This window comes from Streptomyces sp. NPDC013455, from assembly GCF_040632975.1.
Lineage (GTDB): Bacteria > Actinomycetota > Actinomycetes > Streptomycetales > Streptomycetaceae > Streptomyces.
This window is the reverse complement of sequence record NZ_JBEYCX010000011.1, coordinates 147,422-172,060: the sequence shown is the minus strand read 5'-3', so window position 1 is coordinate 172,060 and position 24,639 is coordinate 147,422. Positions and strand designations below refer to the sequence as shown.

The following is a 24,639-nucleotide window of genomic DNA, read 5'->3' as shown; positions in this document are numbered from 1 at the left end:
GGTGGTGGACGAGGACGAGGCGGGCGGCGGGCAGGACGAGACGCGCCGGCGGATGCTGGCCGGGATGAGCGGCAGGCTGCGCCGGTCCGCGGAAGCGTCCGTGCCGGGGGTGCGACGCTGGACCCCGCGCCTGCTGCTGGCCGCCTTGGCCGCCGGGGCGTTCGGCTCGCTGCTGGGCCCCGAGGGGGCCCTCGTGCCGACCAGCATCGGCGTGCTCAGCTCGGTCGGCGGGAACGTCCTCACCGACTTCGTCACCAAGGCCGTGGACCACCTGCGGCCCGACGCCTCGCGCGAGGAGGCGGAGGACGAACTCCAGCGGCGCATCGAGGAGGTGCTCGCCGAGAACGGCGACCGGGCGGCGGTGGTGCGCGCCACCGTCGCCTGGCTGCTGCGGGACAGCCGCGCCATCGGTGAACTCCTCGGCACGCAGTCGGACGACCGAAGGGGTGCGGGCGGCGCACTGATCGACGGCCTCCGCGAACTCGCCACGCACTTCCAGGAGCTCGCCGCAATCCATCCCGCCCTGGACGAGCTGCGCAGCAGCGCCGACCGGCACAGCGTGCAGCACGAGCGGATCTTCGACGCGGTGAGCCGGCAGACGGCCGTCACCGAACGCGTCCTGGAGGGCATGGCCGCGCTCGGCGGCCGCCCTGGGCGCACCCCGGCGCCGGCGCCCCGGCCCCTGTGGGTGGGAGACTGCCCGTACCGGGGCCTGGCGGCCTTCCGCGAGGGGGACGCCGCACTGTTCCACGGCCGGGCGCGGGCCGTCGAGCAACTGGTCACGCTCACCGCCCGCGTGCTCGCCGACGACCACACGGGCCCCGCCATGGTGATGGTCACCGGCGCCCCGGGCGTCGGCAAGTCCTCGCTGCTGCACGCCGGGCTGCTCCCCGCCCTGGCCGCAGGGTCCGGCGGACTGCCACCGCGGACGGCGCGGTGGCGCCGGATCGTCATGAGACCCAGGCAGTACGGCGACCCGCTGGCCACCCTCGCCCTCCACCTCGCGTCCACCCTCCGCGGCGGCGACCAGCACGTCCTGCGCGACCAGTTGACGGCCGATCCCGCGAGCACGGGCCGGTACGTCCGGCAGGCGCTGCTCTCCGACCGGCTCGACCGCCAGCGGGACGGCGCACCGGGCGACGGGCTGCGACTCGTCCTGGTTGTCGACCAGTTCGAGGAACTGTTCGGCGTGGGCACCCCCGACACCCGCCGGGCCGCGGCCTTCGTCACCGCCCTGCAGTCCGCCGCCACCCCGGCCGCGGGGCACGGCAGCCCGCCCGCGCTGGTGGTCATCGGCATGCGCGGGGACCAGCAGGACAACTGCTCCCGCTACGAGGTGCTGCGGCAGGCACTCCAGCACAACGAGTTCATCCTGGGCCCGATGGAGGAGCCGGATCTGCGCCGGGTGATCACCGACCAGGCGGCGGCCGCCGGCCTCCAGGTGGAGCCGCGGCTCGTCGAGAGGATCCTCACCGACCTGCGTTCCGGTGACCTCTCCCTCTCGGGTGGCGGGTTCGGCGGAGGCGCACTGCCGCTGCTGTCCCAGGCGATGCTGCTCACCTGGGAGCGCCGCGAGGGAACCTGGCTCACCGACCGTGCCTACGAACTGTCGGGCGGGGTGCGCGGCGCCGTCGCGACGAGCGCGGAGCAGGTGTACGCGGCCCTGACGCCGGGCGAGCGGGACGTCGCCGCGGGCGCCCTGCGCAGGCTCGCCCTCATCGGCCCGGACACGGCACCCGTCAGCCGCCGCGTCCCGCTGCGGGACCTGCCCGCGCAAGCGCCCGCAGTACTCCGCAAGTTCGACGAGCGGCGGCTGGTCGTGGTGACGGACGAGTACGCGGAGCCCGCCCATCAAACGCTGCTCGACGCATGGCCCCGGCTGCGCGAATGGCTCGGCACCGACACCGAGGAATGGCGACGGCACGGCCGCCTCGCCCAGGACGCCGAACGATGGGCGCACGACCAGCGGAACCCGGCCCACCTGTATCAGGGCCCGCTGCTGGAGGCGATGCGCGCGGCGGAACGGCGGTGGCTCGCCGATCCCGGCAGGTTCCCCAGCCCGGAGGGACGGCAGCGGGAGTTCCTCGACGCGTCCGCCGCCGCCGAGACCGCGCGGGCGCGCCGCCGCCGTACGCTCATCGCGGCGGCGGCGCTCGCGGTGGTGGCCGCACTGATCGCCGGCGTCCTCGTCGTCATGACGCGCGGCACACTCGACAGCGAACGCGACGCGGAACTCTCCCGGACCCTCGCCCGGAGCAGCGCCCAGCACGCCGACCCCGTCGAGGCGGCGCTGCTCGCGGCCGCGGCCTGGCGGGTGGCCCCGACCGACGAGGCCCGGCACAGTCTGCGCGCCGTCCTCGCGGGCCCGCTGCGCGGCACCCTCACCGGCCACGGCGCCGTGTCCGCGATCGCCCACAGCCCCGACGGCCGCACGATCGCCACCGGCGGCACGGACTCCCTGATCAGGCTCTGGGACGCGGCCTCCCACCGCCCGGTCGGCAAACCCCTCGCCGGGCCCACCGGCACCGTGACAGCGCTGGCGTTCAGCCCCGACGGCCGCACCCTGACCGGCGCGGGCGACGACCGCACCGTACGGCGCTGGGACCTGAGCGGGGACCGGTCGCGGCCCCGGCCCGGCGCGGTGATCGCCGCCCGGGACACCGGTCCGATCGTGCTCGGCCCGGGCGGCACCACGTTCTTCAGCGGGACGCGGCTGTGGGACACCGCCTCCGGCAAACCCCTCGGCGACCCGCTGGACACCCAGGTGAGCCACGCCGTCTTCAGTCCCGACGGACGGCTGCTCGCCACCGCCGACACCGAACGGCGCGTACGGCTGTGGGACACCGCCATACAGCGCCAGGCCGGCCCCACCCTCACCGGTGTCTCCGGCCCGCTCGCCTTCACGTCCGACGGCGCCCACCTCCTCGCCACGGGGACCTCGGGACGCCTCCGCCTCCGGGATCTGGCCGGCCGGCAGTGGATCGGCGACCGGCCCGGGTGCGGGGAGGACACCGCGCCGGACGCCCTCGCCGTCGCCCCGGCCGGCATGGCCGTCGCGACCGGCTGCCGGAACGGCACGGTCACCCTGCGGACCCTGTCAGGCCGCCGGCTGCTCGGCGGCCTGACAGCCGGCGGCCGGCCCACCGCCCTCTCCTTCAGCCCCGACGGCTCGATGCTGGCCACGGCCGGGGAAAGCGGCCCGGACGTACGGCTGTGGCACGTCGGAGATCCGCGGCTGACCTCGCTCGCCGACCGGGACGGGCCCGTCGCGGCCTCCGCGGACGGACGCTACGTCGCCGCGGGCGCCCCCGGCAACGGCGACTGGCGCATCAGGCTCTGGGACGTCACCACCGGCCGCGACACCGCACTCGGCGGGCTCGGCGACTGGACCGGCGCCCTCGCCTTCAGCCCCGACGGCCACACGGTGGCGGCCGCCACCGACGGCCGTGTCCGCACGTGGGACACCGTTAGCGGCCGGGGACTGACCACCCTGGCCGGCACCGGACCGGTGCAGGCACTCGCCTGGTCAGCCGACGGCCGGTCGCTGTGGACCGCGGCGAGCGAGGCGGGCTTCACCGTACGGCGCTGGGACGCGCGCAGCGGCCGCCTGCTGCGCACCCTCACACCCGACGTGCCCCCGGGGGACCCGCTGGCGTCCCTCGGCCACCTCACCTTCGCCCCCGACCTGCGCACCCTCGCGACGGTCTCGGAGGGGCGGTCCGTACGGCTGTGGGAACTGGACCACGGGCACGCCCTCGGCGAGCCCATGCGGGGGCACGACGAGCGGGTCGACGCCGTCGCGTTCAGCCCCGACGGCCGCCTCCTCGCCGTCACCGGAGCCGACGGCACCGTACGGCTGTGGGACACCGCCCGCCGACGGCCCGTCGGCCGTCCACTGGAGGGCCACACCGACGAAGTGTCCGCCGTCGCGTTCAGCGGCGACGGCGGCACCCTCGCCTCCGCCGGCCGCGACGGCACCGTGCGGCTGTGGGACACCGCGACCCGCACCCCGCTCGGCGTGCCGTTCACCGGCCCGTTCGAGACCGTCCGCGCCCTGACCTTCCTGCCCGGCCGGCAAGCCCTCGCCGCGATCACCGACGTCCGCACCCTGGAGGTGTGGCGGGTGGCCGAGCCGGACGACCTCCTCGCCGCGGTCTGCGCCGCGGCCGGACGCCCCATGACACGCGCGGAATGGGAACGGTACGCCCCGGGCGCCGCGTTCCGCCCGGTCTGCGACCGCCCCGAGGGCGCCGCGCGCGCCGCCCTCCCCTCCAGCGCGAGCATCCCGCCCCCCGGCCCCCTGCGGTCGGGCGCCCCCTCACAGCCGCCGGGCACCCCGGCGACCGCGGCCCGGTTCGCCGGCCGCTACACCCTCGTGCTGGACGAGGGCGCGACACGGGCGGCCTTTAGGCCGGAGGCGCCCGCGCAGACCCAGCCCTTGCAGCGGGACATCGACTTCCTGGCCGCCTTCTACCGCGGTGACCACCGGCTGACCCTGCGCTCAGCGTGCGCCGGCGGGGACTGCACGCTGCGCATGACCGGCTTCGCCGACATTCCCGCCGTCACCCTCCGCCGTACCGCGCGGGGCACCTTCCGCGGCACCTCCGGCACCCGCACCTGGACCCTCCGCGCCGACACCGTCACCGGTGACCGGGTCACCAGCCTCACCCTCGACTACGAGATCCGGGACGCCTCCCGCCGGTACAGCGGCGCCCAGACCTTCCACGGCGCAAGGCCGTGAACGAAGGCCACCGGGGGGCGGGGCGCCCTAGGGGTGAGACACCCCCTAGTCCTCGGGCACGTCCTTGCCGGGGCGGCCCTCGCCCGCCATGAACCGCCAGACCAGGGTGTGCCCCAGGACGATGAGGGCGATCAGCATGAGGGCTTCGGCCTGGATGGGGCGCAGCCCGGCCGGACGTACCAGTTCGGGGAAGGCGCCGACGACGGCGATCAGGGCGTAGAGCAGGGTGGCGGCGGCCTGCTGCCAGATGATGACGAAGTCGCCGCGGGTGCGGGCCAGCAGCCGCAGGGTGGACCCGCAGCCGACCACGGAGAGGGCGAAGAAGGCAGCCCGCCAGATCTGCGGCTGTTCCGTGCCGCCGACCTGGGCGAACAGACCCATCAGGGCGGGCAGCAGGAACGACAGGTAGACCCCGCCGACGACGCGGCGCAGGGCCGGTTCGCGCATCCAGTCGTCATGGCTCTGTACGACGTTCCACCACAGGCCCACCAGGGTGAAGCAGGTGGCGGAGAAGAGGGCGTAGAAGGCGCTGACATCCATGGACCACGAGGGTGTCAGCGCTTCCCGGCCCGGAGGGCGCCACACGCCCGGCACCTGTCCCCTCCCGCCGGTACGGACTACAGCCCCGCCCTCGCCGCAGGTCTCCGGCGGCAGTCGCGCGGAGCCCCGGGGGCGCCCCCGCGGTCGTTGCTCGCGTGCGTACGAGGACACGATCGATCCGGTTTGGTCAATATTTACTTTCCCGGAACGGCTCTGCATAGTGGCGCCTCGAAATGGCGAAGTGGGTTGAGCCGAGAGGGCCTTTCCTTGTCTCAGATCAACGATGTCGCCGCGCGCGAGGTGGAGCTCGAGCGAGCTCACGTCTCCGTCCTGGGCGATGTGCTCGACGAGCGGCTGGCCGGGGCGCGGGAGCAACTGGCGCGCGTACTCGCGTCGCCGTCCGACGGCGCGGGCGAGGCGTACGAGAGGGAGGTGGCGGCCGGGCGGCTGACGGGGGAGATCCGCCGACTGGAGGCAGCCGAGGAGGGACTGGTCTTCGGCCGGATCGACTCGACGGACGGGACCGTCCTGCGGATCGGGCGGATGGGACTGCACAGGGACGCCGACGAACTGCCGCTGCTGGTGGACTGGCGGGCCGAGGCCGCGCGCCCCTTCTACGAGGCGACGCCGGTCCATCCCATGGGGCTTCGGCGCCGCCGCCACCTGCGCCTGGCGGGCCGCACGGTGGTCGGGCTGAGCGATGAACTGCTCGACGGCTCCGCGCCCACCGGGCAGGACGTGCTCGGCGACGGTCCGCTGACGGCGGCGCTGCGGGAAAGGCGCACGGGGCGGATGGGTACGGCGGTGGCCACGCTCCAGGCCGAGCAGGACGCGATCGTGCGGTCCCCGCACCGAGGGGTGACCGTGGTGCAGGGCGGGCCGGGCACCGGCAAGACGGTGGTGGCCCTGCACCGCGCCGCGTACGTGCTGTACGCGTTCCCGAAGGCGGCCGAGCGCGGTGTGCTCGTACTGGGTCCCAACGCGCGCTTCCTCGACTACATCTGCCAGGTCCTGCCCTCGCTCGGGGAGAACGATGTCGTCCTGGCGACCTGTGAGGAACTGGCCGGCGTCGTCCCGGGCGCCGCGGACCCCTCCGAGATGGCGCGCCTGAAGGGGAGTGCCGCACTGGCCGGCGCGCTGGCCGCCGTTGTCCGCTCACGGCAGGCCCCGGGCGGGAACTTCGAAGTCCGGGTCGGGCAGGAATGGATCCGCCTGCACGACAGCCAGGTCGCCCAGGCGCGGGAGTCGGCGCGGACCAGCGGCCTCGCGCACAACAGGGCGCGGGGACTGTTCAAGGAGCTGCTCGTCGACGCCCTGGTCCGCGAGCTCGCCCGCAGCTCGGCCGAGGAGCTCGAACGCATCGACGCCCAGGTCGCGCAACTGACCGGCCTCGACCTCGACCGGGTCGCGGCAGCGGACCTGCGCCGCATGGGTGTCGACGACGCGCCCGGCACAGGAACGGACGACTTCGACGCCGACGCCATGCGCGCCGAACTCCTGGACGACGCCATGCTCGACCGGGCCGTCGAGGACCTGTGGCCCCGGCTCACCCCCGGCGACGTGGTCCGCGCCCTGCTGACGGACGCCGAAGCGCCGGCCGGGTACCTGGGCGAGTTCACCGACGAGCAGCGGGCCCTGCTCCGGCGTACGCCCGGATCGCCCTGGACGGACGCCGACGTGCCGCTCCTGGACGAGGCGGCGGGCCTGGTCGACGGCCCGCCCGAGCACACCTTCGGACACGTCGTCGTCGACGAGGCACAGGAGCTCACCGCCATGCAGTGGCGGATGATCGTACGGCGCTGCCCGGGCCGGTCGATGACACTGGTCGGCGACTTCGCCCAGGCGGGCCCGGCGACGACGGCCCGGGACTGGACGGAGGCACTCGGCCCGCACCTCGGACGGCGCTTCGACCTGCGCACCCTGACCGTCAGCTACCGGACCACACAGGAGATCCTCGCCGCCACGGAGGACCTGCTCGCCCGGATCGCCCCCGGCCGGCCACCTATCCGGTCGATCCGGCGCGGTGAGGCGCCCCGAACCCTCGCCGCGACCCCGGAGACGCTCGTCACCACCCTCGTGCGCGAGCTGCGGGAACAAGGGGCCGCGCACCCCGGCGAGTTGATCGGCGTGATCTGCGCCGACGACAGGACGGAGGACCTCACGGCCGCGGGGGTCGAGCGGTACGCCCGACTGGTGCCGGCCTCACAGGCGCGCGGCCTGGAGTTCGACGCCGCCGTGGTGGTCGACCCGGACGGCATCACCGCCGCCCGCCCCGCGGGCGAACGCGACCTGTACGTCGCCCTCACCCGGGCCACCAAGCGACTGAGCACCATCACCGCCCGCCTGCCGTGAAGGCGACGAGCCGCGGCCGGTCCCGGGAACCGGGCGCCGGCTGCCACCAGGCCCGCCATCCCGGCGGCGCCGCACGCCTGATGCGGCGCCCGCGGGGCCGCACCGGGGAGCGGAGCCGTCAGAGAGGGTTGAGGCGGGCCTTGAGCAGGCAGAACTCATTGCCCTCGGGATCGGCGAGCACGTGCCAGGACTCGTCGCCGCTCTGGCCGATGTCGGCCGGGCGCGCCCCGAGCTTCAGCAGGCGTTCGAGCTCGGCGTCCTGATCGCGGTCGGTGGCGTTGACGTCGATGTGCAGCCGGGACTTCCCCGGTTCCGGCTCGTCCCTGCGGCTGAGGAAGAGCGTCGGCTGCGCGCCGCCGAACCCCTCGCGCGGTCCGATCTCGATGCTGCCGTCTTCCTCGCGGCCCAGGACGACGAAGTCCAGGACCTCGCACCAGAACCGCGCCAGCACCTCGGGCTCGCGGCAACCGAGCACGAGCTCACCGATACGACATGCCATTGACGAACCCACTCCCCGTGTCGGAACTCCCGGGCCGGCCACACGCGGGCCTGCCGGACCACCCGCACGCGGCGACACGCCGAGACCGTACCGGGCGGTGCGGGCAGACGCGACGGGTTTTCGGCTCGCCCCGCCGGGCCGGACCGCCGGGTGGGGCGAGGCCTGCCGCGCTGTGGGGCGGACGGTCCGGGCGGGTGGTCAGGAGAGCGGGTGCGGGTGTCCGAGGTAGGGGAACCCGGGCAGCAGGTCGGTGTGCGGGCCGATGTGGTCGTCCGAGATCTTGCCGCCGGAGACCATGGCCAGTCGGGCTGAGGTGACGTCGTCGGTGAGGGTGCGGCCGTTGGGGTAGGCGGCCGGCTTGGTGCGGTCGTAGCGCAGCACGTCCGGCAGGACGGTCCGCAGCGTCTCCTCGGCGTCCTCGGGGGTGTAGCCGCCGGTGTGGGCGAGGACGGCGGTCCATGGCCGCAGATAGGTGTCCCAGTCATCGGCGGGCTCGCCCTCGTTGTACTTCTCCTTGGCTTCCTCCGCGTTGAAGTACGCCGTCAGGGAGGGATGGGCCCCACGGTCGACGGACACCAGCCGGTCGTCCTCCCACAGGCTGACGCGGGCCCACACGCCGATGGGACCTTCGCCGAGTTCCTCGTCGGGGACCTCCAGCACGATCCCGAAGACGTTCTTGTCGATCCCGAAGTCGTTGCCGGTCCACTGGAAGCCGTTGACGATGCCGTCCAGGTCGGCGAAGAAGGGATCGCTGCGCAGGCCGGCGGAGAAGCGGTAGCCGTCGCTCTCCACGACGAGGGGTTCCGCCCCGAAGGCCACCTCGGCGCCTGAGACGATGGCCTCGCCGCCGGGTGCGTGACTCCGCGCGTCCGCGCCGGCCGCCCGGTGGACCGTGGCCGTCTGGCGACCGTCCGAGGGGCTGGAGAAAGTGAAACTGTAGGCCAGATCGGCAACATCGTCCCCGTCGGTGTCGATGTTGATCCGGTACACGGCCTCCGGGTGGAACGCCTCACCCTGGGTCGGGGCGAACGGGTTCACGTTCATGATCAGAACGGTGCGCCCGCTGTCCGCCGCAGGGAAGACGAAGACGTCCGTCAGGTCCAGGCGGGCGTCTTCCTTCGGCGAGCGCAGGTCGGGTCCGCTGAGGTGATGCGACATGGTGGCCTCTCGGTGAGCGTGCGTCTCCCTGGCTCCGCGAGCAGCACCAGGAAAACACGGCACTCGCGCCCCGGCATCCGGGGCGCCGCCGGGGGCGCGACCGGGGCGGGGCGACGAGCGGCCCCGGCCGGTTCGCCGGGCCGGGCCGGTCGGTCCCCCGTCGTGCGATCGAGAGGGCGGGGTGGCCGCAGGCCTCATGAGGCGGGCAGCGCCCTTCCCGCTCCGTCGGTCAGGCCGTGTCGTCCTGCGCGCGCGGGGACAAGCGCCCGGTTGCCTGAAGCCGCGAGAGCCGCCTGTGCTCCCGGGCGGCCCAGCGCCGGACGCGGTCGGGCTCCAGCGGGGTGCCGTGTCCGACGTGGAGCCTGACGGGGTCGAGGGCGAGCATCCTCCGCAGGCTGGCGAGGTTGCCCAGCGGGTCGTCGTGGAAGGGCGGGTTGGCCGGTCTGCCCGGGACGAGGCCGAAGAGGGAGTTGGCGACCAGGTCGCCGGCGACGAGGTCTCCCCGGTTGGTGAGGACGGACACCGAGCCGGCCGTGTGTCCGGGGGTGGGCATGACGCGTGCCTCGATCCCGAAGTCGTCCAGGTCCGTCTCACCGCGCAGGAGCAGGTCGGGCTCGACGGGTTCGACCTTGAGGTGCAGGTTCTTGTTCCTGGCCATGAGACGGCCCATCAAGCCCGTGGGCCGGTACGGTTCGCGGGCGCGGCCGCTGCGGAACGGGCCGAGGTCGGCGACGTGCCCGGCCACCGGTGCGCCGGTGAGGCGGTGCAGTTCGGCGGCGGAGCCGAAGTGGTCGATGTGGCCGTGGGTGATGACGATCAGCGACACGTCGCCGGGGTCCACACCGTGTGCGGTGATCTGCTCGTGGATCTTCCGGCCACTGCCGGGCACGCCCGCGTCGACGATGACGGGCCGGCGGCCCAGCAGCAGGTAGGCGTTGATGTTGTGCCGGCCCATGACGGGGATGGGGACGACCTTGGTTCGGGACATCGTTTTCTCCGTGGTGTGTCGTGCGGTGCCCGGCTGTGGGCATGGCCGTGTTCCGCCCGGGTGGTGGTCCGCGGGCGGTCGGGGGCGGGGGACGGGCGGGCCGTCGGAGGAAGCGGCGCCGGCTGGGGCCGATGGGGGAGGGGGCGCGGCGCCGGTGTGCCGGGGGTGGGGGCGCGGCGCCGGTGTGCCGGGGGGATCAGAGGAAGCGGCGCCGGTATGCGGCCGGGGTGGTCCCCAGGCGGCGCCGGAAGGAGCGGTGCAGGCTCTCCACGGAGCCGAGGCCGCTCCTGGCGGCGACGTCCTGCAGGGCGAGGTCGCTGTTCTGGAGCAACTGGCGGGCGGCTTCGAGCCGGACGGACTCGACGTAGGCGGCCGGGGTGGTGGAGGTGCGCCGGCGGAACAGCCGGGAGAAGTGGCGCACGCTCAGGTGCAGCCGCTCGGCGAGCACGTCGGCGGACAGGTCCTCGGTGAGGTGCTCGCCGATCCACACCCGCAGCTCGTCGATGCGGTCGCCGGTGTCGGTCGGCACGGCGAGGGGGACGCTGAACTGGCTCTGGCCGCCCGCGCGTTTGACGTACATCACCATGGTGCGGGCGGTGGCCAGGGCGAGTTCACTGCCGTGGTCCTCGCCGACCATCGCCAGAGCCATGTCCATCCCGGAGGTGATACCGGCGCAGGTCCACAGCCGGCCGGCCCGGATGAAGATCGGGTCCGGATCGACGGTGACGCGGGGGTGGTCGGCGGCCAGCCGTGCGGCCGTGAGCCAGTGGGTCGTGGCGGTCAGGCCGTCCAGCAGGCCGGCCGCGGCCAGCAGGTGCGCGCCGGCGCAGATGGAGCCCGTGCGGTGGATTCCGGGTGCCGTGTCCCGCAGCCAGTCGATGATCGTTTTGTCGAGCACCGGCTGGACGCCGTGGCCGTCGACGTGGATGGCGCCCGACACCAGCAGGGTGTCCACGTTGCCGATCACCTCGTCCAGCGTCAGGTCGGCCGTCAGCTGGACACCGCTGGAGGTGGTCACCGGGCCACCGTCGGCGGTCGCGATGCGGACGGTGTATCCGGGCCGGCCGGTGCCGGTGCCGGTGCCGGTGCCGGTGCCGGTGCCGGTGCGGGCGCTGGTGCCGGTACGCGCATCCGTGCTGGTGCTGGTGCGAGTACCGATGCCGGCACCGGCGTCGGCGACGCGCGTGGCGACCGAGAACACCTCGGCCGGACCTGTGATGTCGAGCAGCTCGACGCCCTGGAAGGCGGCGATGACGACCCTGTGCGGTTGGAGCATGCGTCGATCATTTCGCCCTGACGCGGTGGCCGCAATGACCATGTTCTGTCAGATCCGGCCATCGGCCGCCTGCGCACGCCCACCGCGGGCCGCCGGCGCACGCCGGGCCGGCGGGCGCGCTCCTCGCACACCGGTAACGGGCACGAGCAAAGTAACGACCCGTTACTTGGTGACGCCTGCGAACGTTGCCCGGTTACCGGCACACGCGGTGCCGCGGGGGCGACGGGAGGAACGGTGTTGTCGACGGCGTTGTGGGGCCTGGCGGCGGCCGGCGGAACGGCGATGGCGGGAGCGGTGGCGGCAGACGTCTGGCGGTCGGCACGCGTGTGGTTCACGGGTCTGCTCGGCCCGGAAGGGGGGCCCGCGGGAGGGGCGGACCGGGAGGCCGCGCACCGGCCCGCGGCGCGGCGCACCTGCGTTCAGCACAACACCGCCCGCGAGGGCGGGACCCAGCACATCACCCTGAGCGGGGACGTCCACGTCGGCCGGGACGACCGGGGCCGGCGGTGAGCGGCGAGGTGAGGCACGGCAGTCCCGGAACGGCGCCGGTCCCGGGGCAGAGCAACGCGGCGCACGGCGGCGGCACCCAGTACATCACCGGCGGTGGTGACGTGAAGACCTTCAACGTGTTCGTCGTGCTGCCGGAGCGTCCGGAGGAGGGCGGCGACCCGGTGCCCGCACCCACACGCCGGGAACGGCAGCGCCGGCAGATGTCGCGAGACGTCCGCGCGGCGGCGCGGGAGGTCATCACCCGGCAGGGCGTGGAGGCGCTGACACTCGCCGGCATCGCCCGCCGGGTCGGGGTGACCCCGGCCGCCCTCTACCGGCACTTCCACGACCTCGGGGACATCGTGCGCCACACGGCCCGGGACATCGTCGCCGAGCTCACGGACCAGTTGCGGGCGGCGATCGAGGGGGAACGCGAAACGGACCACGCCGCCCGCCTGATCGCCCCGTCCCGGGTGTTCCGTCGCTGGGCCCTGTCACACCGCCAGGAGTTCCGTCTCCTCTTCGGCACGCCCACCGTGGCCGCCGGTGTGGCACACACCGACGTGACCGCCGAGTGGGTCCGGGAACTCGCCGCCATCTGGGGTGCCGAGCACGTGCGGCTGTGGGCGGCCCGGCCCTATCCGATCCTGGCCGACGAGCACCTCGACCCACGGGTGCGCCGGCAGATCGCCGACTACCGCGCCGCCACGGGCGTGGAGATACCGCTCGGTGCCCTGGTCGTCATGCTGACGTGCTGGCGCGCCCTGTACGGGCAGGTGGCCCTGGAGGTGTACGAGCACCTGACCCCGCTGATCACCGACCAGGAACCGATCTTCGAGCTGCTCCTGCTCGAACTGGTGACCCGGATGGGGCTAGGGGCGGACTACCGGCCGCCACAAGGCCTCAAGGTGTGGGGACACCCGCCGGGCTCCAGCACACCGGTGCACCCGGGCAGTCCCTGACAGGTCCGCCGCCTCCTCTCCCACGGGCCGCCGCACTCCCTCACAGGCGCTGCCCCAGCCGTGTCGTGCTCTCCACGAGCGACACGGTGAACGGATGGCCCGGCGAGGTGAGGACTCGCCGGGCCGGCCCCTGTTCGACGAGTCCGCCGGCGTCCAGGACCGCGATGCGGTGGGCCAGGGCGGCGGTGTCCAGGTCGTGGGTGATCAGGACCAGGGACAGGTCGTCGTGCTCCCGCAGCAGGGTGGTGAGGGTGCCGAGGATGCCCCGGCGGGTGATCGGGTCGAGGCCGGAGGTGATCTCGTCGCAGATGAGGACACGCGGCCGGGCGAGCAGGGCGCGGGCGAGGGCCGCGCGCTGCAGTTCGCCGCCGGAGAGCTGCCCGGGCCGTCCGGCGACCAGGTCCTCCGGGAGACCGAGGCCGGCCAGGGTGGCAAGGGCCTCCCGTGTCGCGGCGGAGGTCCGGGTGCCGCGCAGCCGTATCGCGGTGCGGGCGACCTGGTGCAGGACGGGACGGTGTTCGTCGAAGGCGGCGCGAGCGTCCTGGAAGACGTACTGCACGGCCGCCAGCTGCGCGCGGTCGCGGTCGCGCAGGCTGCGCGGCAGCGGTGTGCCGTCGAGGAGGATCTCCCCCTCGTGGTCGCGGTGGAGTCCGGCCAGACAGCGGCCGAGGGTGGTCTTGCCGCTGCCGGAGCGGCCGACGACGGCCAGGCTTTCGCCCCCGCGCAGGTCGAGCCGGGAAAGGTGCAGTACTTCGGCGGCGCCGCGTGTGTCGTTGCGGTGGCGGGCGGTCAGGCCGCGGATCCTCAGGACGGGCCCGCCGGTGCCGGCCACACCCTCCGGCTCCGTGAACTCCGGGGTTCCGGCCAGCAGTTGGCGGGTCCATGGGTGGCGGGGTGCGAGCAGCACGCGTTCGGCCGGGCCCGACTCCACGACGCGGCCCGCCCGCATGACGATCACCTCGTCGGCGAGGGACCGTACGACGTCCAGGTCGTGGCTGAGGAGGACGACGGCGACGCCACGTGCCGCCACGGCCGCCAGCTGGTCGACGACACGGCTCTTGGTCAGGGCGTCCTGACCGGTGGTGGGCTCGTCGGCGACGACGACCCGGGCCCCGAGCAGCAGCGCCTGGGCGAGGACGACGCGTTGCTGCTGACCGCCGGAGAGCTGGTGCGGATAGCGGCGCAGCAGGGTCTCGGCGTCCGGCACCTGGGCCTCGGCGAGGGCGTGCAGGACGCGTTCGCGGGCGGCCACCCGCCGTGCGCCTCGGGGCAGGTGGCGCACCTGGGCGCGGGCGATGTCGGTGAGGAGGGCGGTGATGCGGCGGGCGGGGTTGAGCACGGCCGCCGGATGCTGGGGTATGTAGCCGACCGGGCCGCCGGCCGCCAGGCGCACCTCGCCGGTGACCTGGGCACCGGGCGGGTACGCGCCGAGCAGGGCGAGGCCGGTGGTGGTCTTGCCGCTGCCGGATGCGCCGACCAGAGCGGTGACCGTGCCGGGGCGGGCCTGGAGGCTCACTCCGTCGACGATCGCCCTGCCGCCGACCTCGACGCGCAGGTCGCGGATCTCGGCCACGGGCACCCCGACCGTGTCACCGGCGTCGGCGGAGCTGCCGACCGCGTCTGTCGTGTCGTCCGCGTGGGTCACGGGCGTGCCTCGCTCCCTTTCCGGCCGCGGGTGGTCCTCGTCGCTCCCGGGAGCGCCACGTCCCGGGCGCGTCCGCCTCGTCGGCCGCCCGCGAGCGCGGCGTCGAAGAGGAGGTTGGTGCCCATCGTCAGGGCGACGATCAGCAGGGCGGGGACGACCACGGCCCACGGCTGGACGAACAGGCCGGTGCGGTTGCGGTCGACCATGACCGCCCAGTCGGCGGCGTCCGGGGCGACCCCGACGCCGAGGAACGCGGCCGTGGCGACCAGATACAGCACACCGGTCAGCCGGGTCCCGGCGTCGGCGGCCAGGGTCCGCAGCATGCTACGGCCGACGTAGCCGACGGCCGTGCGCCACCACGTCTCGCCCTGCATGCGCAGCGCCTCGACGGCGGGTCGGGCGGCGGCCTCCGTGGCGGCGGCGCGTACGAGCCGGGCCGCGTCGGGCACGTTGACCAGCGTCACCAGCAGCGTGAGACCGGCGGGGCCGGGGGAGAACACGGTGGCGGCCAGCAGGATCAGCAGCAGCGACGGGACGGCGAGCAGGACGTCCAGGGGGCGCATCAGCAGTTCTTCCAGCCGGCGGCGACGGGTGAGCGCGCCGGCCAGGCCGACCGGGAGCGCGACGAGGTACGACAGGGCGGTGGCGGCGAGCGCGGTCAGCACGACCGGCCGGCCGCCGTGCAGCACCTGCCGCCATACGTCCCGGCCCACGAAGTCGGTGCCGAGCCAGTGGCCCTCGCCGAGGGTGAAGGACGCCGTACGCCGACCCGGTTCGCCCGCGAACAGCGGACCGAGCAGGGCGAGCACGAGGGGTACGGCGACGACCGTCACGCCGAGGGCGAAGCGGCCGGTGCGCGGCTCCGTCACGCGGCCACCCCCGTCCGGGGTGCGAGACGGTGGGCGACGAGATCCGCGCCGAGATTCAGTACGACGGTCAACAGGCCGAACACCACGGCGAGACCCTGGACGACCGGCAGGTCCCGTTCGGCGACGGCGTTGATCAGGACGGTGCCGAGTCCCGGGATCACGTACAGCGCCTCCACGACGATGACGCCGCCCAGCAGCCAGTCGATGGTGCGGGCGAGTTGCTGGACGGCGGGGGCGAGGGCGTTCGGCAGGGCGTGCGTGTAGCGGATGCGGGTGCCCGGAACGCCGTAGCGCCGTGCCTGGGCCACGTAGGGGGAGGCGAGCGCGTCGATCATGCCGGCCCGCACGAGGCGGGACAGGGAGCAGACGGGCCGGGACAGCAGCACGAGGACGGGCAGGACGAGCGCGGACGGGTGGCCGAGCAGGTCGGTGCCGTAGCCGACGGCGGTCGGCGGCACCCAGCCCAGCCGGAGCGCGAGCACGGTCACCAGCAGCATGCCGAGGGCGAACTCGGGCACCGCGTACACGGCGAGCGTGACCGAGCTGATCAGCCGGTCGGCGAGGCGCCCCTCGCGGCGGGCGGCGAGCACGCCGAGGCCGAAGCCGGTCGGAACGAGCAGGGCCACGGTGAGCGTGGCCAGCAGCAGGGTCGGGCCGAAGCCGTCGGCGATGTACCGGCCGACCGGGCGGCCGGAGGTCAGGGAGGTGCCGAGGTCACCCCGGAGCAGGCCCACCGCCCAGTCCGCCAGCCGCTCGTGTGCGGGCCGGTCGAGGTGCATGGCCTCGCGGATGGCGGCGATCCGGGCGGGATCGGGCTGGTCGCCGGCGAGCGCGACGGCGGCGTCGCCCGGCAGCGCCTCGGTGAGCGCGAAGACCAGCAGCACCACGGCCACGGTCTGCGCGACGCCGAGGAGCAGCCGCCGGGCGACGAAGGAGCGCAGTCCGCTCACGCGAGCCAGACCTTGTCGAAGCGGGCCCAGTCGAGCGTGTTGGCAGGAGCGTCCGCCGCAACCCCCCTCACATGGCGGGCGGTTGCGAGGATCCAGTCGGCGAACCCCCAGACGAGGAACCCGCCCTCGGTGTACAGGCGGCGCTGCATCCGCTGGTAGACCGCGGCCCGTGCGGTCTTGTCGCGGGTGGACTGGGCCTGCCGGTAGAGGGCGTCGAAGTCCTTGTGCTTCCACTGGGTGGCGTTGGTGGCGGAGTCGGTGAGCAGGCGCTGGGAGATGTGGGCCTCGATGGGCATGGCGCCGGAGCGGTAACAGCACAAGGTGCCGTTGTCGAGGATGTCGGCCCAGTAGGAGTCCTTGCTGCCCATCTTCACGTCGACGGTGACGCCCGCCTTCCGGGCCTGGTCGCGGAAGATGCTCGCGGCCTCGGTGAAGCCGGCGGCGACGGCCGAGGTGTCGAGGGTGACCTCGAGTTTCTCGGCGCCGGCCTGCTTCAGCAGGGCGCGGGCGCGGTCCAGGTCCTGTTCGCGCTGGGGGAGGCCGTCGGCGTAGTACTCGTAGCCCTTGCCGAACAGGTCGTTGCCGATCACACCCGCCCCGGACAGGGCGCCGTCGACGAGTTCCCTGCGGTCGGCGATGAGGAAGAACGCCTCGCGTACCCGTCTGTCGTCGAAGGGAGGCCGGTCGGTCTTCATGCAGAACGCCTGCATGACGCTGCCCCGCAGCCGCACGATCTCGATCCGTCCCCCGCCCTCGTGGGCGCGGGCGGTGGCGGGGTTGAGCTCGTGGGCGTACTCGACCTGGCCGCCGAGGAGCGCGTTGACGCGGGCGGACTCCTCGTTGGCGACGACGATCTCGAGCTCGTCGAGGTGCGGGGCGCCCTCCCAGTAGTCGTCGTGGCGGCGGAAGACGGCGGAGCGGCCGGGGGCGAAGGAGACGAACCGGAAGGGGCCGGAGCCGACCGGCTTCGTGTCGAAGTCGGAGGCGTTCTCCGGGACGATGTAGGCGCCGAACGCGGCCAGGACGTTCGGGAATTCGGCGGTGGGCCGCTTGAGGACGAACTCGATGCTCCGCTCGCCGGTGGCGCGGCTGGCGTCCAGGTCGATGGGTTCGAGGGACGCCTTGGCGCGGAACGCCTGCTCGGGGTCGGCGATACGGCGGTAGCTGTGCAGGACGTCGGCGGCGGTGACCGGCTTCCCGTCGTGGAACGTCGCCTTGCGCAGGGTCACCTGCCAGCGGTCCAGGGTCTTGTTCGGCTCCCACTTCTCGGCGAGGCGGGGCTGTGCGGAGAGGTCGGCGCCGTAGTCCGCGAGCTTGTCGTACAGCGCCTTGGCGCGGGCGGCGTCGGCGAAGAGGTTGGCCAGGTGCGGGTCGAGGGTCTCGCCGGCGCCGCCGCCCGCGAACGCGGCGCGCAGCCGCCCGCCCCTCTTCGGAGTCCCCTCGCCCTTGGCGTCGGAGCCCTCGGTGCCGGAGCCACCGCATCCGGTGAGGGCGAGCGCGCTGAGCGAGGCGGCGCCCGTGGCGGCGAGGAAACCACGCCGGGGCAGGCCGGGGAAACGTTCGTCGTGCATGGGATCCCTTGGTGTGTGAAGAAGGCGGACGATCAGTGGGTGGTGAGGCGGGCGACGACGTGCAGCCGGTCCGCGTCCGTCGTGTCGCCGGGCGACCGGCCTTCCCGCCATGGCGGCTCGGTGCGCGGTCCGGGCCCGTCGTGGAGTTCGAGGACCTCGAAGCCGTGCGCGGCCAGCAGGTGGTGCAGCTCCTGCGGGAACAGCAGCCGCCAGGCGGAACGCTGCTCGACCGGCTCCGACCCGTCGTCCGCCGTCCACACGCGCACCCGGCGCAGGAGCTGGGCCGTACGGTCCACGGTGAGCGTGGTGGTGGACCGGTAGCCGGTGCCCCGCCACCTGAACTCGTCGACGGTGGGCGTCTCCAGCAGGTCGGTACGGCCGAGGAAGTAGGCGCCGTTGCGCATCTCCGCCACCAGGAGACCGCCGGGGGCGAGGGCGCGACGGCAGGAGGCGAGGAAGGCGTCGAGCTGGTCGTTGGTGTGGCAGTACAGCAGGGCGCTGTCCAGGCACACGACGGCGTCGAACACACCCTGTCCGAGGTCGAAGCCGTGCAGGTCGGCGTGGACGTACTCGGGGCCGGGGTGGTGGGCGCGGGCGTGGGTGATCATCGTCTCGGAGAGGTCGGCGCCCGTCACGCTGCGGCCGGCGCCGTGGAGGTGCGCTGCGTCGCGGCCGGTACCGCAGCCCATGTCGAGCACGCGGGGTCCCGCGCCGTGCCGTCGCAGGCAGTCCTCCGTCCAGCGCCCGGCCAGCCGTTCGGGGTCGGGGAAGCGTGCCTCGTACAGCTCGGGGTTGTCGGTGAGCAGGTTGCGCCGAACGGTCGTGGCGGTCATACCGTGTCCCTCCTCAGGCCGCGGCGGATACGACGGGCTTCGCCACCGACGGCTCCGGCAGCGACCCGAGCCGGTGCAGCCAGGCCACACCCAGCGCGGAGGCGGAGCCGAACAGGGCGCAGCACGCCCACGGCAGCCAGCCGGCCCCGCCCCGCTCCCCGGTGTCCATGGCCCAGCCGACGACGGTGTTTCCGACGGCGGCGGCGATGCCGGAGACCACGTAGAAGGTCCCGAAGTAGGTGCCGGTCAGCTCGGACCGGCCGAAGCCGGGGATCAGCTCCATCACGAACGGCTGGGCGACCATCACGCCGAGGTGGAGCAGCAGGGCGCCGGCCAGAACGGGCAGGGCGCGCAGCGCCGCGTCGGCCCAGCCGTCCGGACCGCCGGAGCCGGCCGCGGCCACGGCGGGCGGCAGGAACGCCACCGCCATGAGCCCCAGGCCGGTCGCGATCCAGTGGGCGCGCTTCCCCCGCTTCGTGAGGGCGCGGGTGATGCGCAGCTGGAACGCCAGGTTGGTGAGGGTGCCGACGAGGAAGACGAGACCGGCGGCGCCGTTCCAGCCGGTGGCCCGCCGCGCTCCGTCGGGCAGCAGCAGGTACAGCTGGTTCTCCAGGGTGAACATGCCGACCATGGCGAGCGCGAAGGCGAGGAAGGCCCGGTTGCCCAGGACCTCGCGCCACTCCCCGAGGACCGTGCCCCTGCCGGGCCCGACGCCCCGGGCCGGCAGCACGAGGGCCTGCGCGACGGTGAGGGCGGCGAAGATCGCGGAGGCGGTCAGCGCGGACGTGCGGAAGTCCACCAGCAGCAACGCACCGCCCAGCAGCGGGCCGATCAGGGCGCCGGTGGTGGCGAACACGTTGAACAGGGCGAACGCCTCGGCGCGGCGCTCGTCCGCCTCCTGGGCGACGTAGCTGCGTACGGCGGGGTTGAACAGGGCCCCGGCGAGCCCGCTGAGTACGGACGCGGCGAGCAGCACGGCCAGGCCGTCGCCGAGCGCGAACAGGGCGAACCCGGCGGTGCGCAGCGCGCAGCCGGCGATGATGACGCCGCGCGCGCCGAGCCGGTCGGACGCGGAGCCGCCGATGATGAACAGTCCCTGCTGGCTGAGGTTGCGCACGCCGAGCACGACGCCGACGACGGCCGCCGACATGCCCAGGTCGTCGGTGAGGTGGGTGGCGAGGTAGGGGATGAGGAGGTAGAAGCCGGTGTTGACGCCGAGCTGGTTGACCAGCAGGAGCTGGACCGCGAGCGGGAAGCGGCGCACCTCACGCAACGTCCTCATGTGCCCCCACCTCCCGCACTCCCAGGCCGGCGAGGCCGTTCGCACGTACGGTCCCGTCCTCGCCGCCGATTCCGGTCCACGGGTCGTGCGCGAGCAGCAGGTGTCCGTCGAGATCGGCCCAGCGGGCCCGGTCGGCGAGGTGGACGGCGGGTGCGAGGCCGAGGCTGCTGGCGGTCAGGCAGCCCAGCATCAGGTCCGTGCCACTGCCCTCGACCGCTTCGGCGATGCGCAGAGCGGCGTGCACACCACCGCACTTGGCGAGCTTGACGTTGACGCCCTGGACGCGCCCGGCCAGGCGGCGTACGTCCTCCAGGTCCACGGCGTCCTCGTCGGCGATGACCGGCAGCGGTGAGCGTTCGGCGAACGTGCCGAGCGCCTCCGGGTCGCCTGGCGCGAGGGGTTGCTCGACGGCCTCGACGCCGAGCTCGGCGAACCGGTGCAGCAGCGCCTCGGCCCGCGCCGCGGTCCAGGCCCCGTTGGGATCGAGGAGCAGCCGGGCCAGGGGCGCGGCGTCGCGGATGACACGGACGCGCTCCACGTCGTCCTCCGGGTCGGGACTGCCCGCCTTGACCTTGATGACGTCGAAGCCGCTCGCCGCGAGACGGCGGGCGTCGGCCGCCGCGTGGGCGAGGGAGGTGATGCCGATGGTGCGGGCCGTGGCCGCGACCGGAGGTGCGGCGGCACCGAGCAGCCGGTGCACGGGGCGTCCCGCCCGCTTGCCGACGAGGTCCAACAGCGCGGCCTCCACGGCGGCGGTCACCGCCGCCGGAGTGCCGACCCCGGCCGACCCGCCCGCCCGCAGGGCCGCCAGGGCGCTCTCGGGGTCGGAGAAGCGGGCGAGGTCCGCGCCGGCGCAGGTGAGCACCCGTTGCAGGGTGGCGGCGTCGAGCCCGTAGTAGACGCTGGTGACGGCCTCGCCGTGGCCGGTGACGCCGTCGTGTTCCACGGTCAGCCACACGGCATCGCGGGCTGTCATGACGGAGCGGGAGATGCGCAGCGGCTCTTGGAGTTCGAGGCGTACGGTGCGCAGGCTGGCCTTCACGGGGTCCTTTCCGGGTCGGGTACGGCCGTCAGGGGGTCGGTGACGCGGGTGCAGCGCACCCAGCCGGTGGCCTCGGCCGCGCGGGGGTGCGCGATCTGGACCGGGCGGGTGGCCGCCGTGGCCGGGTCGAGGCCGTGGGCCGCGGCGAAGTCGTCGTCGTAGACGGTGCCGAGGTAGCGGTGCGGGCCGTCGGGGAAGACGGTGGCGACGACCGCGCCGGGGTGGACGCGGGCGGCCCAGGCGGCGACCCGGGCGGCGGCGCCCGTGCTCCAGCCGCCGCTGACGAAGCTGTCGCGGGCCAGCCGGCGGCAGCTGTCCACGGCTTCGGCCGGGCCGACCCAGTGGACCTCGTCGAAGGCGTCGTAGGCGACGTTGCGCGGATGGATGCTGCTGCCCAGGCCACGCATCAGCCGGGGCCGGGCGGGCTGGCCGAAGATGGTGGAGCCGGTCGAGTCGACGCCGATCAGCCGCAGCGCGGGCCAGCGGCGGCGCAGCGGGCCGATGACGCCCGCGCTGTGGCCGCCGGTGCCGACGCTGCACACCAGGATGTCCAGGTGGTCCAAGTGATCGACGAGTTCGGCGGCGAGGGAGGCGTAACCGGCTCTGTTGTCGGGGTTGTTGTACTGGTCCGGCCAGTACGCGCCGGGCAGGACGGCGAGCAGCTCCCGCAGCCGGTCCAGGCGCGCGGCCTGCCAGCCGCCCCGGGCCGCCGGGCGGTCCACGATCTCCAGCCGCACCCCGTGGGCGCGCAGCAGCTGCCGCATGGACGGCTCCAGTTCACTGTCGCCGACCAACACGACGGGGTGGCCGAGGGCCTGTCCCGCGAACGCCAGCCCGATGCCGAGCGTCCCCGAGGTGGACTCCACCACCGGCGCGCCGGGCCGCAGTTCGCCGCGCTCACGGGCGCCCAGCAGCATCGACACGGCGGCCCGCGCCTTCATGCCGCCCGCCGCGAGCCCTTCGAGTTTGGCCCAGAACCCCGGGTGCGGGCCGGGCAGGTCGGACGTGATGCGGACCAGTGGCGTGCGGCCGAGCAGGGCGAGCAACTCCGGGCGGGCGAGCGGGCGTACGACCGTGGTGGTCATCGACCGCCCTCCGGACACGGGCCGCCGTAGCGGTGGACGGTGCCGGGACCGCCGTCGAGCCAGAAGAAGGGGTACGGCTCCGCGCACACCGCGCTCACCCCGTGGCCGAGGAAGCGCGGCAGCACGGCGCTGCCGGTCTGGGCGAACACCACCAGCTGTTTGCCGTGCCGCAGCGCGTGCCGCCGCAGCGGCTCGAAGGTGCCGTTGCCGAGGGTCATGCCGGAGACCAGCAGCGCGTCACAGGGCTCCGCGGCCGCGAGGGCGTCGGTGACGACCGTCTCGCCCCACTCGGTCAGCCCGCCCTTGAGATCGCAGGGCACGTAGTGCAGCCCGCGCGAACGCAGCGCTTCGAGCAGGGAGTTGACGACACCCACCACCAGTACGGTCGCGCTCGTCGGCAGGTCGAGCAGCTCGACGACGGCCTTCGCGCGGGCCCGGGACCTCTCCAGCGATGTCCCGGCGGGCAGCGGGAAGGGACGGGCGCCGTTGCCGGGCGTGTGCGGGGTGACGTGCATCAGATAGGCGTCGAGCGCGGCCACCCGCACCGGCAGCAGCGGATGCTCCAGCAGCCGGGCCACATCGGCGCCGACGCAGTCCTCGACCGCACGGTCGGGCAGTGCGCCGGGCTCGACCGCACACGAGCCGACGGCCCTGGCGAGACGCAGGCTGAGCACCTCGTTGCGGTAGCCGGAAGCGCGCCCGTCGTGCCGAACGCTCTGCCGCGTGGTGAAGGCCACGGCGATCCGCTGCGTGGCCGGATCCGGACCCAGCCCACCGGCGCGGACGTGCGCGACGAGCTCGTCGTACGACGCGTGGGTCGCGAACGCGGCCCGGCGGGCCGTGCCGGCCGGGGCGCTCATCGGATCACCAACGTGGAGCGCAGCTCGTCGAGCAGGGCCTCGACGTGGTCGCGGGCGCCCAGGCCCTCGGCGTCACCCGCCATGACGTGCCCGAGATACTCGTTGTTGCTGCCCGCCGCCGTCACCCGACCGCCGGGCTCGGCGAGCTGCACCTCCAGCAGACCCGGCGCGTCCGGCAGCCCGTGACCGCCGAGCGACTCGAGCGTGCCCGAGGTCTCCGGCACGAGGAAGCCGATGGCCGCGCTGCGCAGCCCCGTGTCCCTGCCCCGCAGGTCGGGCGCGCGGCCGAGGGACACCTCCACGAGGGCCGCCGCCAGGTCGATGCCGGTCACGTGGCGGACCAGTTCGGTGATGCGGTTCCCGGCGGGCCGCGGATTGACCTCGACCACGCGCGGACCGGCGGAGGTCAGCTTGACCTCGGTGTGCGCCACGACGCCTTCGGTCAGGCCGAGGGCCTTGAGCGCGGCGAGGGCGGTCTGCGCGGCGGCCTCGGCGTCGGCGGCCGGCAGAGCGGCCGGGAACATGTGGCCGGTCTCGATGAACGCGGGCGCTCCGCCGATGCTCTTGTCGGTCACGCCCACGACGTGGACCGCGCCCGCGTGCGACACCGTCTCGACGCTCACCTCGGGGCCGTCCAGCAGTTCTTCCAGCAGCACGGCGGGCTGTCGGCGCTGTCCGCGGGCGTTGACGGGGAAGCCGGCCAGGGCCCGTACGCACGCGGCGAGTTGTCCCTCGTCGTCCACGCGCCGTACGTACATGCCCGCGCACAGGTCGACCGGTTTGACGACCAGCGGGTAGCCGATCTCCCGTGCCGCCCGGGCGATGTCGGCCCACTCCTCGTGCACCGCGAAGCGCGGCCCGGCGACTGCCGCGCCGGCGAGGACACGTCGGGTGGCGTCCTTGCGGCAGGCGTCCCGCACCGCAGCCGGGGGCGAGCCCGGCAGCCCCAGCCGTTCGGCGATCCGGGCCACGGTCGGGAGGTAGTAGTCGCAGGAGGTGAGCACGCCGTCGAAGCGCAGTACCGCGTGCAGCCGCTCGATCTCCGGCAGCAGGGTGTCGGGATCGTTGGTGTCGGCGGTGATCAGGTTGCGGGCGCCGAGCAGCGGATGCGCCGTTCCGTCGGGGGCCGAGCGCAGGTAGTGGTGCAGGTCGCGGGTGAGGAACGTGAACTCGTGCCCGCCCTCCCGGATCGCCCGTGGCAGCAGTCTGCTCATCGACCCGACCCAGCTCTCGACCATCAGCAGATGAGCCACGACTCCCCTTTTCGTGCGGCGGTTCAGACGTCAGGGCAGCCCGGAGAACCCTCCGCGGGGAGGGACGGGGCCGCGCGCCCACACGCTAGCGATAATCATTTTCATTTACTAGTCCTTCACTGAAGTCGTCGCGATGCCCTGGCCGGTACGACCCTGAACCAACCCCGCCCAACCGGTCCGTTGGCGGCCACCGTGCGGGCCGGTCCCGGGGCCGGGGACTGCCGGGAGATCTCGGTGCGCTCGG

General features: G+C 74.2%; 19 protein-coding genes. 4 read left to right on the top strand and 15 right to left on the bottom strand.

Going from position 1 to position 24,639, the window contains the following annotated elements:
- The first annotated feature begins 4 nt into the window (after positions 1-4).
- The gene (locus ABZ576_RS19740; RefSeq protein ID WP_360741878.1) at positions 5-4,741 is read left to right on the top strand and encodes a hypothetical protein; all 4,737 of its coding nucleotides are present in this window, start codon (positions 5-7) and stop codon (positions 4,739-4,741) included.
- Positions 4,742-4,786: 45 nt separating this feature from the next.
- Here ABZ576_RS19740 and ABZ576_RS19735 read toward each other — a convergent pair whose 3' ends face one another.
- Entirely contained in the window at positions 4,787-5,281 is a 495-nt protein-coding gene (locus tag ABZ576_RS19735) for a hypothetical protein (protein WP_360741875.1), read from the bottom strand.
- Between the two features lie 267 nt (positions 5,282-5,548).
- On the opposite strand from ABZ576_RS19735, the gene ABZ576_RS19730 reads away from it, so the two are divergent.
- On the top strand, positions 5,549-7,633 hold the full coding sequence (locus tag ABZ576_RS19730; protein WP_360741872.1) for an ATP-dependent DNA helicase: 2,085 nt from the start codon (positions 5,549-5,551) through the stop codon (positions 7,631-7,633).
- A 118-nt stretch (positions 7,634-7,751) separates the two neighbouring features.
- On the opposite strand, the gene ABZ576_RS19725 is transcribed toward ABZ576_RS19730, so the two are convergent.
- The 4 genes from ABZ576_RS19725 to ABZ576_RS19710 all read right to left on the bottom strand — a co-directional run bounded on the left by ABZ576_RS19725 (position 7,752) and on the right by ABZ576_RS19710 (position 11,554).
- Entirely contained in the window at positions 7,752-8,132 is a 381-nt protein-coding gene (locus ABZ576_RS19725; protein ID WP_360741869.1) for a VOC family protein, read from the bottom strand.
- A gap of 198 nt (positions 8,133-8,330) precedes the next feature.
- The gene (locus ABZ576_RS19720; RefSeq protein WP_360741866.1) at positions 8,331-9,290 is read right to left on the bottom strand and encodes a DUF4331 family protein; all 960 of its coding nucleotides are present in this window, start codon (positions 9,288-9,290) and stop codon (positions 8,331-8,333) included.
- Between the two features lie 229 nt (positions 9,291-9,519).
- Positions 9,520-10,278, bottom strand: a complete 759-nt coding sequence (locus ABZ576_RS19715) for an MBL fold metallo-hydrolase (protein WP_360741863.1) — start codon at positions 10,276-10,278, stop codon at positions 9,520-9,522.
- Between the two features lie 196 nt (positions 10,279-10,474).
- Positions 10,475-11,554 (bottom strand): helix-turn-helix domain-containing protein, encoded by a 1,080-nt coding sequence (locus ABZ576_RS19710; RefSeq protein WP_360741860.1) that lies wholly within the window; start codon positions 11,552-11,554, stop codon positions 10,475-10,477.
- A gap of 237 nt (positions 11,555-11,791) precedes the next feature.
- Between ABZ576_RS19710 and ABZ576_RS19705 the strand changes: the two genes are divergently transcribed.
- Both ABZ576_RS19705 and ABZ576_RS19700 read left to right on the top strand, forming a co-directional pair.
- Positions 11,792-12,064, top strand: coding sequence for a hypothetical protein (locus tag ABZ576_RS19705; protein ID WP_360741857.1), 273 nt, complete (start codon positions 11,792-11,794; stop codon positions 12,062-12,064).
- A gap of 8 nt (positions 12,065-12,072) precedes the next feature.
- Positions 12,073-13,005: a TetR/AcrR family transcriptional regulator gene (locus tag ABZ576_RS19700; protein WP_360741854.1), complete on the top strand. Its 933-nt coding sequence runs from the start codon at positions 12,073-12,075 to the stop codon at positions 13,003-13,005.
- A 40-nt stretch (positions 13,006-13,045) separates the two neighbouring features.
- On the opposite strand, the gene ABZ576_RS19695 is transcribed toward ABZ576_RS19700, so the two are convergent.
- The 10 genes from ABZ576_RS19695 to ABZ576_RS19650 form a co-directional block, all read right to left on the bottom strand.
- Positions 13,046-14,578, bottom strand: a complete 1,533-nt coding sequence (locus ABZ576_RS19695) for an ATP-binding cassette domain-containing protein (RefSeq protein WP_360742122.1) — start codon at positions 14,576-14,578, stop codon at positions 13,046-13,048.
- Positions 14,579-14,646: 68 nt separating this feature from the next.
- A complete protein-coding gene (locus ABZ576_RS19690; protein ID WP_360741851.1) occupies positions 14,647-15,519 on the bottom strand; it encodes an ABC transporter permease in 873 nt (290 codons plus the stop codon).
- Positions 15,516-16,469 carry an ABC transporter permease gene (locus tag ABZ576_RS19685; protein ID WP_360741848.1) on the bottom strand — a complete coding sequence of 318 codons (954 nt, stop codon included), beginning with the start codon at positions 16,467-16,469 and terminating at the stop codon, positions 15,516-15,518. Before ABZ576_RS19685 ends, ABZ576_RS19690 begins: the two co-directional genes overlap by 4 nt.
- Positions 16,466-18,040, bottom strand: a complete 1,575-nt coding sequence (locus tag ABZ576_RS19680) for an ABC transporter substrate-binding protein (RefSeq protein WP_360741845.1) — start codon at positions 18,038-18,040, stop codon at positions 16,466-16,468. The genes ABZ576_RS19685 and ABZ576_RS19680 overlap by 4 nt, the downstream gene beginning before the upstream one ends.
- Before the next feature lie 32 nt (positions 18,041-18,072).
- Positions 18,073-18,873, bottom strand: coding sequence for a class I SAM-dependent methyltransferase (locus tag ABZ576_RS19675; protein WP_360741842.1), 801 nt, complete (start codon positions 18,871-18,873; stop codon positions 18,073-18,075).
- Between the two features lie 13 nt (positions 18,874-18,886).
- A complete protein-coding gene (locus ABZ576_RS19670) occupies positions 18,887-20,155 on the bottom strand; it encodes an MFS transporter (RefSeq protein WP_360741840.1) in 1,269 nt (422 codons plus the stop codon).
- On the bottom strand, positions 20,139-21,197 hold the full coding sequence (locus ABZ576_RS19665; protein WP_360741837.1) for a dipeptide epimerase: 1,059 nt from the start codon (positions 21,195-21,197) through the stop codon (positions 20,139-20,141). The genes ABZ576_RS19670 and ABZ576_RS19665 overlap by 17 nt, the downstream gene beginning before the upstream one ends.
- Positions 21,194-22,282, bottom strand: a complete 1,089-nt coding sequence (locus ABZ576_RS19660; RefSeq protein ID WP_360741834.1) for a pyridoxal-phosphate dependent enzyme — start codon at positions 22,280-22,282, stop codon at positions 21,194-21,196. The genes ABZ576_RS19665 and ABZ576_RS19660 overlap by 4 nt, the downstream gene beginning before the upstream one ends.
- Positions 22,279-23,142, bottom strand: coding sequence for a DUF364 domain-containing protein (locus ABZ576_RS19655; protein WP_360741831.1), 864 nt, complete (start codon positions 23,140-23,142; stop codon positions 22,279-22,281). Before ABZ576_RS19655 ends, ABZ576_RS19660 begins: the two co-directional genes overlap by 4 nt.
- Complete coding sequence (locus tag ABZ576_RS19650; protein ID WP_360741828.1) at positions 23,139-24,395, bottom strand: ATP-grasp domain-containing protein; 1,257 nt, start codon at positions 24,393-24,395, stop codon at positions 23,139-23,141. The genes ABZ576_RS19655 and ABZ576_RS19650 overlap by 4 nt, the downstream gene beginning before the upstream one ends.
- Between the last annotated feature and the right edge of the window lie 244 nt (positions 24,396-24,639).